Source organism: Halarchaeum grantii (assembly GCF_014647455.2).
Taxonomy (GTDB): Archaea; Halobacteriota; Halobacteria; order Halobacteriales; family Halobacteriaceae; genus Halarchaeum; species Halarchaeum grantii.
The window spans coordinates 271685-284405 of the sequence record NZ_BMPF01000001.1 but is presented as its reverse complement, the minus strand read 5'-3'; the positions used below and the strand labels follow the sequence as shown (position 1 = coordinate 284405).

The 12721-nt window shown below is 69.5% G+C and carries 12 protein-coding genes; 6 read left to right on the top strand and 6 right to left on the bottom strand.

All coding sequences use genetic code 11. The annotated features are described in order from the left end of the window. Nucleotides 1-72: 72 nt before the first annotated feature. The 6 genes from trkA to IEY12_RS01430 all read left to right on the top strand — a co-directional run bounded on the left by trkA (nucleotide 73) and on the right by IEY12_RS01430 (nucleotide 8084). A complete protein-coding gene (gene trkA, locus IEY12_RS01455) occupies nucleotides 73-1410 on the top strand; it encodes a Trk system potassium transporter TrkA (protein WP_188877262.1) in 1338 nt (445 codons plus the stop codon). Next, nucleotides 1407-2948 carry a TrkH family potassium uptake protein gene (locus IEY12_RS01450; RefSeq protein ID WP_188877257.1) on the top strand — a complete coding sequence of 514 codons (1542 nt, stop codon included), beginning with the start codon at nucleotides 1407-1409 and terminating at the stop codon, nucleotides 2946-2948. The genes trkA and IEY12_RS01450 overlap by 4 nt, the downstream gene beginning before the upstream one ends. 40 nt (nucleotides 2949-2988) lie before the next feature. Beyond that, nucleotides 2989-4569: a TrkH family potassium uptake protein gene (locus tag IEY12_RS01445; RefSeq protein WP_188877248.1), complete on the top strand. Its 1581-nt coding sequence runs from the start codon at nucleotides 2989-2991 to the stop codon at nucleotides 4567-4569. Next, on the top strand, nucleotides 4566-4787 hold the full coding sequence (locus IEY12_RS01440) for a hypothetical protein (protein WP_188877244.1): 222 nt from the start codon (nucleotides 4566-4568) through the stop codon (nucleotides 4785-4787). The genes IEY12_RS01445 and IEY12_RS01440 overlap by 4 nt, the downstream gene beginning before the upstream one ends. A 25-nt stretch (nucleotides 4788-4812) precedes the next feature. Next, a complete protein-coding gene (locus IEY12_RS01435) occupies nucleotides 4813-5493 on the top strand; it encodes a potassium channel family protein (protein WP_188877238.1) in 681 nt (226 codons plus the stop codon). A gap of 215 nt (nucleotides 5494-5708) precedes the next feature. Next, nucleotides 5709-8084 (top strand): amino acid permease, encoded by a 2376-nt coding sequence (locus tag IEY12_RS01430; RefSeq protein WP_326838444.1) that lies wholly within the window; start codon nucleotides 5709-5711, stop codon nucleotides 8082-8084. A gap of 143 nt (nucleotides 8085-8227) precedes the next feature. On the opposite strand, the gene IEY12_RS01425 is transcribed toward IEY12_RS01430, so the two are convergent. The 6 genes from IEY12_RS01425 to IEY12_RS01400 all read right to left on the bottom strand — a co-directional run bounded on the left by IEY12_RS01425 (nucleotide 8228) and on the right by IEY12_RS01400 (nucleotide 12720). Next, nucleotides 8228-9295, bottom strand: a complete 1068-nt coding sequence (locus IEY12_RS01425) for a DUF7350 domain-containing protein (protein ID WP_188877237.1) — start codon at nucleotides 9293-9295, stop codon at nucleotides 8228-8230. After that, on the bottom strand, nucleotides 9288-10562 hold the full coding sequence (locus IEY12_RS01420) for a DUF7405 family protein (protein ID WP_188877232.1): 1275 nt from the start codon (nucleotides 10560-10562) through the stop codon (nucleotides 9288-9290). Before IEY12_RS01420 ends, IEY12_RS01425 begins: the two co-directional genes overlap by 8 nt. A 48-nt stretch (nucleotides 10563-10610) precedes the next feature. After that, nucleotides 10611-10853, bottom strand: coding sequence for a DUF7123 family protein (locus IEY12_RS01415; RefSeq protein ID WP_188877230.1), 243 nt, complete (start codon nucleotides 10851-10853; stop codon nucleotides 10611-10613). A 73-nt stretch (nucleotides 10854-10926) separates the two neighbouring features. Continuing rightward, the gene (locus IEY12_RS01410) at nucleotides 10927-11328 is read right to left on the bottom strand and encodes a DUF8036 family membrane protein (RefSeq protein ID WP_229870832.1); all 402 of its coding nucleotides are present in this window, start codon (nucleotides 11326-11328) and stop codon (nucleotides 10927-10929) included. Further along, nucleotides 11321-11614 carry an ArsR/SmtB family transcription factor gene (locus IEY12_RS01405; RefSeq protein ID WP_188877226.1) on the bottom strand — a complete coding sequence of 98 codons (294 nt, stop codon included), beginning with the start codon at nucleotides 11612-11614 and terminating at the stop codon, nucleotides 11321-11323. The genes IEY12_RS01410 and IEY12_RS01405 overlap by 8 nt, the downstream gene beginning before the upstream one ends. After that, entirely contained in the window at nucleotides 11611-12720 is a 1110-nt protein-coding gene (locus tag IEY12_RS01400) for an ABC transporter permease (protein WP_425433160.1), read from the bottom strand. The genes IEY12_RS01405 and IEY12_RS01400 overlap by 4 nt, the downstream gene beginning before the upstream one ends. Between the last annotated feature and the right edge of the window lies 1 nt (nucleotide 12721).

Sequence of the window (12721 nt, the reverse complement as noted above, 5' to 3'; positions counted from 1 at the left end):
GACACGTCGGTCGAAACCGACTTTTCCTGTGCGCGTCTTGGGGATGCGTATGCACGCACGGAGGGCTCGACGATGCGAGTCGTAATCGTCGGCGCCGGCGAAGTCGGCTCCAGCATCGCCGCGAGCCTCGCGGAGAGCCACGACGTCGTCGTCGTCGACGTGGACTCGGAGCGCGTCGAGCGACTGACCTACGAGCACGACGTGTTGACCGTCGAGGGGGACGGGGCGTCGCTCGATACGCTCCGAGCGGCAGACGTCTCGAAGGCCGACATCGTCATCGCGTCCACGGACGACGACGAGACGAACCTGGCCATCTGCGGGACGGTGAAAACCGCGAGCGGCGCGTTCACTATCGCCCGCGTGCAGAACCGGGCCTACCTCGAGACGTGGCGGCACTCGCAGGGGGTCTTCGGCGTCGACTTCATGGTCTGTACGGACCTGTTGACCGCCCAGTCGATCGTTCGCATCGTCGGCCTCCCGACGGCGCGCGACGTCGACCCGTTCGCGGGCGGGCGCGTCCAGATGGCCGAGTTCGAGGTCACCGAGGGGAGCCCCCTCGCCGGACAGACGGTACAGGAGGCCGACCGGTTCGACGCGCTGACGTTCGCCGCCGTCATCCGGGGAGACGACGTCGAAATCGCTCGCGGTGACACCGCCATCGACGCGGGCGACAAAGTCGTCGTCATCGGCCGCCCCGGGAGCGTCGAGGCGTTCGCCGCCGCCGTCGTCCCCGAAGGAGGCGCCGACGAAGTCGGGAACGTCGTCATCGTCGGTGGCAGCTCGGTGGGCGAGCTCACGGGCCGCCTGCTCTCCGAGCGCGGGTTCGTCCCACGCCTCATCGAGCAGGACCCCGAGCGCGCCCGCGAACTCGCGGAGACCCTCTCGAAGACCACCGTCCTCGAGCACGACGCCACGGACGCCGAGTTCCTCGAGCGCGAGCACGTCGGCGAGGCCGGCCTCCTCGTCGCCGCGCTCGACAGCGACGAGCGGAACCTCCTCGTCTCCCTGCTCGCCAAGCGCCTCGGCGTCAACCGAACCGTCGCCATCGTGGACAACCCCGCGTACGTCGACCTCTTCGAGGCCGTCGGCGTCGACGTCGCGATCAACCCGCGAGAGGTGACCGCCGAGGAAATCACGCGCTTCACCCGCGAGCGCCGCATGGAGAACGTCGCCATCGTCGAACCGGGCGCGGCAGAGGTCCTCGAAGTCGAGATCGACGAGGAAAGCGCGCTCGCCGGGCGCTCGATCCGCGAGGCGGTCGCCGACCTCCCGGACGGCGTCGTCGTCGGCGCCATCACACGCAACGGCGAGTTCGTCACGCCGCGCGGCGACACCGTCGTCCAGGTCGGCGACCACGTCGTCGCGTTCGTCCGCGAAGACGCACTCGACGCGGTGACCGCGACACTATGAGTGCGACGCTCCGAGTCGACTGGCGCGCGAGCGTCAGCCTCACCGGTCGCGTCGTCAAGTGGCTCACCGTCCCGATGCTGTTCCCGCTCGCGCTCGCGCTCTTCTACGGGCGCGGGCTGAAGGCGATCCTCCCCGCGATCGCCATCGCGTTCGTCGTCGGCTGGGGGCTCGAACGCCTCCACTCCGACCCGGCGGCCGCGCTCGGCGCCCGCGAGGGCTTCCTCATGGTCGCGCTCACGTGGCTCCTCATCAGCGTCGTCGGCGCCCTCCCGTACATCTTCGAGGGGAGCCTCACCGCCTACGGTGCGACGTCGACGCTCCGGCTCCCCGTGAACGCCCTCTTCGAGACGATGAGCGGGTTCACCACCACCGGGTCGACGGTCATGGGCGACATCAGCTTCGAGACGCATTCGCGCGCGCTCATGATGTGGCGTCAGGAGACGCAGTGGCTCGGCGGAATGGGAATCGTCGTCCTCGCGGTCGCCATCCTCCCCGAACTCTCCGTCGGCGGCGCCCAGCTGATGGACGCGGAAGCGCCCGGACCGGGCATCCAGAAGCTCACGCCGCGCATCGCGGAGACGGCGCGCGCGCTCTGGGGGATGTATATCGGCCTCACCGTCCTCGAAATCGTCGGCCTCTACGGCTTCCACCAGCTCGGGATGGCGCCCGAGATGACGCTCTACAACGCCGTTGCGCACGGGTTCACGACGATGCCGACCGGCGGGTTCTCCCCTGAAGCGCGCTCCATCGAGGCGTTCACCGCCGTCGTCCAGTGGTTCATCATTCCGTTCATGGTCGCGGCCGGGACGAACTTCGCGCTCTTCTGGCACGTCTGGAACCGCGACTTCAACGTCGTCTGGGACGACATCGAGTTCAAGACGTATCTCGGCGCGATAGGCGTCCTCACGGCGATCACCACCGGTCTCCTCTTCACGACGCCGGGCTTCGACATGCTGACCAACGCGCTCGAACCGTCGCTTCGCCACGCCACCTTCCAAATCGCCTCCATCGTGACGACCACCGGATACGCGAGCATGGACTTCAACAACTGGGGGCAACACGCCAAGTACGTCCTGCTGTTCGCGATGTTCATCGGCGGGTCGGCGGGGAGCACCGGCGGCGGCATCAAGATCATCCGCTGGGTGGTGATTCTGAAGACGCTGCGTCGCGAACTGTTCACCGCCGTCCACCCCGAAGCGGTTCGTCCCGTCCGCCTCGGCTCGACGGTCATCGACGAGGACGCGATTCGCGGCATCTACGCCTTCACGCTCCTCTACCTCGTCATCTTCGCGTTCGGAACCCTCGTCGTCCTCCTCGTCGGCGTTCCCGGCCAAGAGCTCTCCGCGTTCGAGGCGACGAGCGCCGTCGCGGCGACCCTCGGCAACGTCGGGCCGGGTGTCGGCATCGTCGGCCCGATGAACAGCTTTCTGCCGTTCCCACGGGCCTCGAAGCTCCTCATGGTGTTCTTCATGTGGGTCGGCCGCCTCGAGATCTTCCCGGTGCTCGTGCTCCTCACGCACGCCTACTGGCGGAGCTGAGACGTATCCTTTTAGCTCCGGCGACGAATAGGGCCAACGAATGTCTACCCGCGGACTCGCAGTGGTCGGCCGCGATCTGGGGCGGATCCTCCAGGTGTACGCGGTCATGCCGGCGGCCACCATCGCCGTCGCGTTCGTCTGGGGGGAGTTCTACGCGGCGCCCGCGCTCCTCGCCTCGGCGGCGCTCCCGCTCGCCGTCGGCTACGGCCTCTCCGAACGCTACGCGGACGCCACCGAACCCGGGAAGCTCCACGGTATGGTCATCGCCGCCTCCGGGTGGTTCCTCGTCGCCGTCTTCGGTGCGCTTCCCTTCCTCCTCCTCGCCGCGACGATGCACGCCGGCCTCTTCGGCGCGCCCGCGCTCAACGACACCGTCGCCGCGTTCCGCCACCCGCTGAACGCGCTCTTCGAGTCCATGAGCGGCTTCACCGGCACCGGGCTGACCATGACCGTCCACGAGGACCGACTGCCCCGCGTCCTGCAGTGGTGGCGCTCGTTCATGGAGTGGGTGGGCGGCGTGGGCGTCATCGTCCTGACGACGGCGATTCTGGCGCGCCCCGGCTCGGGGAGCCTGACGCTCTACGAGAGCGAGGCGCGCTCGGAGAAGATCCACCCGAGCATCGTGTCGACGGTCCGCACTATCTGGTGGATCTTCCTCCTCTTCACCTTCCTCTCCGTCTGCGTCCTCTGGCTCGCCGGCATGCCGCTCTGGGAGGCGCTCAACCACGCGATGACCGGGCTCGCTACCGGCGGGTTCTCCGTCACCGACAACTCCATCGCGACCTACGACAGCGTCGCTATCGACTTCGCGCTCGTCCCCATCATGCTCCTCGGGAGCATCGCGTTCCCCGTCCACTACCTCGCCCTCCAAGGTCACCTCGGCGACGCGCTCGACGACCTCCAGACGCGGTGGATCGTCGGCTTCTTCGGCCTCGGAACGCTCGCGCTCACCGCGCTCCTCTACGCGAACGGCGTCTACGCCGCGACCGGCCCCGTCTCCGTGCTCGGTGTCAGCCTCACCGGCACGGGCGCCACCGTCTTCCAGTCGTTTCGCTACGCCATCTTCCAGTTCGTCTCGGCGGCCTCCTGTGCGGGCTTCCAGACGGCGGCCATCGGGACGCAGTGGAGCGCGGGCGCGCACCTCCTCGTCTCGCTCGGTATGGTCGTCGGCGCCGCGGCCGGGTCGACGGCGGGCGGGATCAAACTCGTTCGCGTCGCCACCCTCCTGAAGGGCACCGCCTTCCGCATCGCCGGCGTCTTCTACCCCCGCTCGGCCGTCCGGTCGTTCCGCCTCGACGACCGCACGCTCACGAGCGACGAGCTCACCCGAGAGTTCGAGGAGGCCGCCATCATCACGCTCCTCTGGGTCGTCTTCCTCGGCGCCGGGGCCGCCGTACTCCTGCTCACCGTCGACTCGTCGTTCACCCTCGAGAACGTCCTCTTCGAGATCGCGAGCACGCAGGGGAACGTCGGGCTCTCGGCTGGCATCACCGGGCCGGAGATGCCGACGCCCGCGAAGGTGGCGTTCCTGTTCAACATGTGGATCGGGCGCCTCGAGATCGTCCCCGTGCTCGTCATGCTTCGCGGGCTCTTCTACGGCTTCGGGGTGCGTCGGCGATGAGCGGCGTTCTCCGCGCGCTCTACACCGCGTTCCGCGACGCCGGACCAAACGACCGCGTCCTCGACGCCTTCGTCCTCCTCGGCCCACTCGTCCTCGCGCTCCTCGCGCTCCTCGGACGGGGCCCCGTCACCGAGGCGCTCGCCGCCGGCTACGTCCTCGCGCTCCTCGCGTACGTCGCGGCCATCGCCGTCCGTACCGCCCGCACCACAAGCGATTAACTGGCTGGCCGACCCCACCACGGGTGTGTACATCATCGTCGTCGGCGCCGGCCAGATCGGCTCGCAGGTGCTCGAACTCGCCACCGCCTCCGAGAACGAGGTCGTCGTCGTCGAGCGCGACCCCGAGGTCGCCGAGGCCGCGAGCCAGACCTACGACTGCCTCGTGTTGAACGCGGACGCGACGGAGAAGGAGACGCTCGAAGACGCGGGCGCCGCCGACGCGGACGCCATCATCTGCACGACCGACGAGGACGCCACCAACATCATGGTCCTCCTGCTCGCGAAGGAGTTCGAGATCCCCTCCCTCGTCACCGTCGTCCAGAACCCCGAGCACATGAACGTCTTCCGCCGGATCGGCGCCACCGTCCTCGAGAACCCCCAGCGCCTCATCGCCCAGTACCTCTTTCGCGCCGTCGAGCGGCCGTCCGTCGAGGACTTCATGGAGGTCGGGGGCGACGCCGAAATCTTCGAGGTGACCGTCTCGCGCGACGCGCCCATCGCCGGCAAGACGCTCAGCGACGTCGGCGACGAGGGCCTGCTCGGCACCGACCTCCTGCTCGTCGCCATCGAGCGAGACGACGGCCCCCTCATCACGCCGCGCGGCGACACCGACGTGCAGGCGGGCGACGTCGTCACCGTCTTCTCCCGGGTCGGCATGACCGACGACGTCATCTCGATATTTACCGGGACCGACGGCGCACGGTAACGCCGCGAGAGCGCCCCCGACGCCGTTCGATGTCGGGCCGCTTCGACGTGCGGCCCCCCATTGCGGCGTCACCGTCGACCGGGTCTGCCTACGTTTATTAGCGCTCGTCCCCGAACCAGTGGTATGTCTCTCTCCGCACCTACACTCACGGATCGGTTCCGGAGGGCGGTGGCTCCGTCGTCGCGTTCACGACGTCTCTCACGGGGTGCATCGCTGTGAGCGGCGACACCGCGAGCGACGTTGAGACAGAGCTGAGCCGCGACATCGGCATCGTCGGTGCCGTCGCCATCGGCGTCGGGACGATGATCGCGGCGGGCATCTTCGTCCTCTCCGGTCTCGCCGTCGCCAACGTCGGCGCGGCCGCCATCGTCGCCTTCCTCCTCGCCGCCATCGTCGCGTCGTTCACCGCGTTCGCCTACGCGGAATTCGCCTCCATCTACCCCGAGTCCGGGGGCGGCTACATGTACGTCGCGAACGTCTTCGACACCGACCTCACCTATATCGTCGGCTGGTCGATGATCCTCGGCTATCCGGCGTCCGCCGCCTTCTACCTCGCGAGTTTCTCCGACTGGTTCTACCGCTTCATGTATCCCGCGCTCTCCGTGCCGGACGCGCTCCCGTTCTGGATTCCCGGCCTCCTCATCCTCGCGCTCCTCGTCGCCGTCAACCTCAAGGGCACCGAGGAGACCGGGATGGTTCAGATACTCATCACCGGTCTAAAGGTCGCGCTCATCGGCCTCTTCCTCTACGGCGGCCTGCAGGCGTTCGACGCGGCCGCCGTTACCGCCTCGCTCGCCGAGAACATCACGCACGTCCGCGACATCGGCCTGACGAGCGCGCTCGTCTTCATCACGTTCTTCGGCTTCGAGGCGATCGCCACCAACGCCGAGGAGATCAAGGACCCCGGCAGGACCGTGCCGCGAGCCATCTTCTTCAGCATGGGCTTCGTGACGGTTGTTTACGCGCTCGTCGTCCTCGTCATCGTCATCGCCATCCACGACCCGCAGTTCCTCACCTTCCTCGCGGAGAAGGCCGGCCTCTCGAGCACGGCGGCCGCCGAGCAGTTCATCGCGAACAACGGCGAGATTGCGATGGGCCGCGCCGCCCAGTACTATCTCGGCGACGTCGGCTTCTACGTCATCATCGTCGGCGCGCTCCTCTCGATGCTCTCCGCCGCGAACGCCACCATCCTCGCGGGCTCGCGCGTGAAGCTCGCGATGGCGCGTCGCGACCACCTCCCCAGCCAGTTCGAGGACCTCCACCCCTCCCTCAACACGCCGTACAAGTCCGTCCTCCTCACCGGCGGGCTCATCCTCTTCTACATCGTTGCCTTCACCGTCGTCTTCGGCTCCCCGCCCGGCAGCGAGGGCGACGCCTCCGCTATCCACCTCGCCGGCCTCACCTTCCACCTCGGCCTCGAGGCGCTCACGCACTTCGCGGACTTCATGCTGCTCGGCGGCCTCGTCGTCGTGAATCTCGCCGTCGTGCGCTCGCGACAGAAGCACCCCGACATCGACCGAGGTTTCGAGGTGCCGTTCGTCCCATGGCTGCCCGCCATCGCCATCGTCGCGAACTGCGTCCTCCTGTTGAACGTCAGCCCGACGAGCTTCCTCATCGGCGTCGTTGCGGAAGTCATCGGCGTCGCCTTCTGGTTTGGCGTTCTCTCCGGCGAATCGGGCGAACACGCCGAGCGCGAGACGCCCACCGTCGTCAGCGAACGGCAACCCGCCGACCGCGACTACCGCATCGTCGTCCCCATCGCGAACCCAGACCACGTCGAACAGCTCGTCGGCACCGCCGACGACATCGCGAAGGCGCGCGACGGCGAGGTCATCGTGACGTCCGCCGTCGTCCTCCCCGACCAGACGCCGCTCTCGGAGGGGCGGCAGTTCGTCGACGAGAAACGCGACGTGCTCGACAGCGCGATGGCCATCGCCGAGAACGCCGACGTCCCCGTCTCCGGCGTCGTCCGCATCGCGCACGATCCCGCCGAAGCCATCTTGAACACCGTCGACCAGTACGACGCTGACGCCGTCCTCATGGGGTGGAGCGGAGACAGCAATCGTCGGCGCGACGTCGTCTTCGGCAGCACCGTCGACGACGTCGCCGAGCGGGCCGACTGCGACGTGCTCGTCGAGGAAACGACGGGCTATCGCGCGGATGTCGACGAAATACTGCTCCCGGCGGCTGGCGGCGTGAACGCCGCGCTCTCCGCTGAAGTCGCGAGCGCCATCGCGCGCACCGACGGCGCCACCGTCCGCGTCGTCCACGTTGTCGAGGCAGACGCGGACGAGGCAACCCGCCGCGAGGGCGAGGAGCGCCTCGCGAGCGCCCGTGAGACGCTCGACGACGACGTCACCGTCGAGACGACGCTCCTCGAAGGTGCGGACGTCGCGGATACCATCGTCGACGCGACGTCGGAGGCCGATCTCACGGTCCTCGGCGCGACGCGCGAGGGAACCGTCGAGCAGTTCCTCTTCGGATCGATCCCCGAATCCGTCGCAAAGCGCTCGGAGAGTCCCGTCATCGTGACGAAGCGATCCGAGGGGGTTCGCGGCCGGCTCCGGCGCCTCCGGGACCTCCTCCGGTGAGTTGCCGGGTAGGGATCGACCCTCGGTAACGGGCGCCTCTAGTAGGTCGTCCGGACCGCCCACGGGCGATGGCTCTCCTCGAACGGCGACACCGCGAGCCCCACGCGACGCGGGTTCTCGCCGCCGGTACCTCGTGTTGCGCGTCAGGCGCCGTCCGTCGCGTCGATGGTGATGGCGGGCATGTCAAGGAACGCGGTCTCGTAGCCTTCGTGGCGCGAGACCTGCGGGGGCGTGGTGACGGTGACGTCGACGGCGTCGGGCGCTTCGTCGAGGGCGACGCCGTAGTGGTGGCCGAGTTCCGGGTCGAGCGTCTCGGTGAGGTCGTGCGTCTCGCCGGCGATTTCGGCTCGGAGGCCGGTCATCGGGAGCGGGTAGCGGTTGTAGGGCGTCCTGATGGAGACGGCGAGGTAGCGCTGCGAGCCGTCGCCGCCGTAGGCCGTGGCGCCGTCGAGGACGGTGGCGACGACCGCGGCGTCGCCGGTCGTCGCGGTGCCGAGGACGCGCCCCGGGAGGGCGGCGGGAGCGGGGACGCCGCCGGCGGGGAGCATCTCCATCCCCATCGGGTCGACGGCGCCGCGCTCGCCGGCGTCGCGTCGGTATCGTCGGGAGACGGCGTCGAGTTCGGCCTGCGAGTAGGCGAGCGAGAAGTCGAACGTGACGGCGTCGGGGCCGCCGGCGAGCGCGCCGGTGCGACGGACGGCGGGCGCGCCGACGCGCACGCTGACGTCGTAGGTGCCGCCGTCGCCGGGGAGGACGACGTTGTCCCCGAAGTGAAAGCCCATGCGCTGGGAGAGCATCGGCCACGGTGCGTCGGCGGTGACGAGCGCGTCGCCGTCGTGGAAGCGGAGCGTGGGGGTGCGGTCGGTGAGGACCGTGCCCGTCTCGACGTGCCAGACGACGGGCATGACGTGGATGGCGGCGGCGTCGCGCGCGGGGACGCGCGTGGTCTCGCGACCGGAGACGAGCCAGAAGCGATGCGGGCGCGTGTAGGTGAGCGCGCACCCGAGCCCGCCGCGCGTCTGCGTCCCCGACATCAGCATGCCGTCGACGTGCGAGGGGTAGTAGACGGCGCTCGGGCGGTCCGGGAGCGGGGGGTCGCCGGACTGCGAGTCCTGCGTCTCCTCGCGCGTGAGATTCAGCGCCGAACAGCCCGCGAGGGCACCGAGGCCGCCCGCGCCGAGGCCGGCGAGGAAGGCGCGGCGGCTAGGCATCGCCCTCGGGCGTGGGGAGGGCGCGCTTCGAGCGCGGCGGGACGAGGTAGTTCCCGCGGCTCGTGACGTTCATGTACTGGAGGATGCCGTTGTTGTTGCGCTGGCCGACCGGCGTCTCGGCGGCGAGGTCGGCGCCGGTCATGGCGTCGCGGGTGTCGAGGAAGTCGGCGATCTCGCGCTGGTAGCTGACGAAGTGGAGGCCGGCGTGCCCGCCGTCCGTCGAGTCGAAGTCGCGCCGGAGGATGATGGGGCGGCCGTCCTCGCGCAGCGAGACCATCTTCTGACTGTGCCCGACGACGCCGTCCTCGTCGGCGGCCCGCTCTGCGGGTTTGGCCTTCTCCATCTTCGCGTCCGACCCGAGATTGTCCCCGGCGCCCTCCACGACGTCGTTCTCGGCGTGATAGGGGCAGAACATCTTGCCGACGCGCTGCTCGCGGTCGTCCTGCTCGTACCACTGCTGGAGATTGAGGAGCATGTGCGAGACGTGCTGGGTGGTGCCGCCCGCGAACGCGCCCTCCGCGATGGTGACGCGGTCCTCGCTCGCCTGCGTCTTCTCGTACGTGGACTTGAAGCCCATGTAGAGCGGGGCGTCCTCGGGGACGGGCTCGGAGTCGGGGACGCCGCGCACGTCCTGGTTCTCGGCGGGGAGACCGTCGCCCGTGAACCCGGTGCGGCGCTCCGCGACCGAGAAGACGCCATCGAAGGAGGCGTCGACGCTGACGCCGTTGAGGGCGTCTCGTTCGCCTGTGAGCGCCTGCTCGACGGCGAGCAGGACGTGGCCGTGGTCGCTGGCGAGGTGGAGGGCGGCGTCGGCCGCGTCGAGGGCGGGGTTCTCGAAGGACGCGAGCGCCTCGGGCGCGGGCAGGTCGACGCGCTCGGGGAGCGACGACTCGAAGCGCTCGAAGTAGGACGGCGAGTACGCCATCGTCGAGAGGAGGCCGTCGTGGCTCCACGCGTACGCGTCCTCGAGCGTCGCGAGCGCGCGCTCGACGGTTTCGCGCTCGTCCTCGGTGGGGGTGCCCTCGCCGTCGTAGTCGAGGAGGAGGAGGAGGCGGTGCGGGACGGGGACGGCGTTCCCGTGCTCGTCGCGCTCGACGAACGCGCCCCACGCGTGCTGGCGCTCCGGGAGCGACTCCGCGCTCCCCTGCGGGACGTCGGTGTCGTCCGTCCGGTCGAGGCACGCCGAGAGCGCGCTCGCACCGCCGATCGCGAGCGCGGACTTCACGAACGCCCGCCGGTCGATGCCGCGTGCGCGTCGTCCGGTCATACCCCGGGGTTGGGGACGGGAGGTGAAATGCCGCGCGGTCGGGGCGGCTCACTCCTCGGCGGGGCGGACGTGCCAGCGCGTCCCGCCCGAGTACGCCCATCGCTCGACGACGACGCCGCGCTCGCCGTCGAATCGCGGGAGGAACTGGCCGATCTCGCTCGGCGTGAGCGCGACGTCGGCGGCGATGTCCTTGCTCTTGCAGTAGAACGCACCGTCGCGGACGCGCGCACGGAGGTAGCGCTCGAGTCGGAGGGCTTTCGGGTTCCGGTCGTGTCGGTCGTCGCAGTCCATCACGCGCGACAGTTGCGACGACGGGGACAAGTAGAGCCGCCGAGTTTCGCCCCGACTGAGGCACAAATTCCCCCTACGTCGCGCTCTGGTGGTAGAGGGTGAGCGCGGCGAGACACGCGAACAGGTCGGGGAGGAACGTGAACGCGCCGATCGGATCGGGCGGGCCGAAGCCGAACAGGAGGGGGAGCAGGGGGTTCGACGTCGCCGCGTAGAGCAGGAACGCGAGCGTGAACAGCAGGAGGCCGCGCGCGAACGGCGTCGGGACGTCGCGGTAGAGTCGCGCGTGCGTGACGAGGAGCGCGCAGAGCGACGTCAGCGTCGCCGTGGAGAAGAACAGTTTCAGCCCCACGAGGACGCCGAAGACGCCCGGCGGATAGCGGGGGACGAGCAGGGTGGGCGCGGCGGAGGCGACGGCCGCCGAGACGGCGACGGTGACGGCACAGAGGGTGAGCGTTCTCCGTGCGCGCTCACTCATCCGCGTCCTCCGTGGCGCCGAGGCGGTACGCATACGACGCGACGCGGTCCGCCGGAAAGTACGTCTCGCCGTAGCCGTCACCGACGGACGTGAGCGCGCCGCGCTCGCACAGACGCCGCAGGTGGTGTTGGGCCGTCCGGTAGTGGAGGTCGAGCGCGTCGGCGAGTTGGTTCGTGTTCCGAGGGCGCTCGCAGAGCGCGCGGACGACGCGGCGGCGGTTCTCGTTCTCCGCGACCCACTCGAGGAGCCGGCGGGTGTGCTCGTCCGGGGCGGCGCGGTCGCTCATCCTCGGAGGGCGTCGATCGGCGACTCGTTCGCGGCCTTCCACGCGGGGTAGAACCCGCTGAGGACGCTCGCGACGACCGCGAACGCGAGGCCGTAGAGGAGGTACTGTGAGCTCGCCCACTGGAGGACAGCCGTCGCGTCGCCCGCGAGCACGCTGAAGAGCACCAGCCCGACGCCGAGGCTCCCGAGCGCGCCGACGAGTCCGCCGAGCACGCCGAGGAAGGCGGACTCGGTGAGGATCATGCGCAGCACCTCGCCGCGCCGGATGCCGACGGCGCGCAGGACGCCGATCTCGCCCCGGCGCTCGATGACGCTCATCAGCATGACGTTCAGGATGGCGACGCTCGCGACGACGAGCGAGATGCCGCCGATGCCGAGGAGCGCGGTCTGGAGCGTGTCCATGAAGCCCCCGATGTTCTGCTGGACGCCCGAGTAGCTCTGTATCTGGAGGGTGGTCTCGTCCTCCGTGTTGAAGTACGCGTCCAAGTCGTCGGAGAGCGCACTCGCGGCGTCACCGTCCTCGGCGATGACCGTCACCGAGTCGTAGTACTGCTGGTTGGAGAGCGCGGAGACGGGGAGAACGAGTTCCCCTCGGCCGCCGCCCGGCCCGAAGCCGGTCTCGGACTCGATGAACCCCCGAACCCGATAGAGGTGGCCGTCGTACTCGACGGGATCGCCGAGTTCGAGGCCGAGCTGTTGGGCGGTGCTGTTGGTGACGAGCGCGCCCGTGGTCAGTCGACTCGGCGACTCGCCCGCAGACACGTCGTAGAGCGCGGCGGCGTTCGTCACCCCCGTGACGCTCACCCGCGCCGTCGCCCCGCTCCGCGAGGTGAGCTCGGTGTTGTTCGTCTTCTGCGGGACGACGGTCGCGTCCGCCGCGATGCTCTCGATCTCCGAGATCTGGTCGTCGGTGAGGCCGTCCGTGTCGAGGTCTTCGCCGGCGGAGACCGACACCTGATTCGTCAGGCTGCCGAGCTGTGAGGAGGCCTGCTGTTGGATCGCGACGGTCGCCATGCCGAGCGAGGCGATCGCCATGACGCCGATGATGATGCCGAGCGCGGCGAGCACGGTCCGCATCCGGTTCCGTCCGAGGTTCCGCCACGCCATC

Excerpts from the sequence above, each read along its gene's own strand:
- trkA (WP_188877262.1), top strand. The coding sequence starts at position 73 with ATGCGAGTCGTAATCGTCGGCGCCGGCGAAGTCGGCTCCAGCATCGCC.
- IEY12_RS01445 (WP_188877248.1), top strand. The coding sequence starts at position 2,989 with ATGTCTACCCGCGGACTCGCAGTGGTCGGCCGCGATCTGGGGCGGATC.
- IEY12_RS01450 (WP_188877257.1), top strand. The coding sequence starts at position 1,407 with ATGAGTGCGACGCTCCGAGTCGACTGGCGCGCGAGCGTCAGCCTCACC.
- IEY12_RS01405 (WP_188877226.1), bottom strand. The coding sequence starts at position 11,614 with ATGAGCGACCGCGCCGCCCCGGACGAGCACACCCGCCGGCTCCTCGAG.
- IEY12_RS01440 (WP_188877244.1), top strand. The coding sequence starts at position 4,566 with ATGAGCGGCGTTCTCCGCGCGCTCTACACCGCGTTCCGCGACGCCGGA.
- IEY12_RS01420 (WP_188877232.1), bottom strand. The coding sequence starts at position 10,562 with ATGACCGGACGACGCGCACGCGGCATCGACCGGCGGGCGTTCGTGAAG.
- IEY12_RS01425 (WP_188877237.1), bottom strand. The coding sequence starts at position 9,295 with ATGCCTAGCCGCCGCGCCTTCCTCGCCGGCCTCGGCGCGGGCGGCCTC.
- IEY12_RS01400 (WP_425433160.1), bottom strand. The coding sequence starts at position 12,720 with ATGGCGTGGCGGAACCTCGGACGGAACCGGATGCGGACCGTGCTCGCC.
- IEY12_RS01415 (WP_188877230.1), bottom strand. The coding sequence starts at position 10,853 with ATGGACTGCGACGACCGACACGACCGGAACCCGAAAGCCCTCCGACTC.
- IEY12_RS01410 (WP_229870832.1), bottom strand. The coding sequence starts at position 11,328 with ATGAGTGAGCGCGCACGGAGAACGCTCACCCTCTGTGCCGTCACCGTC.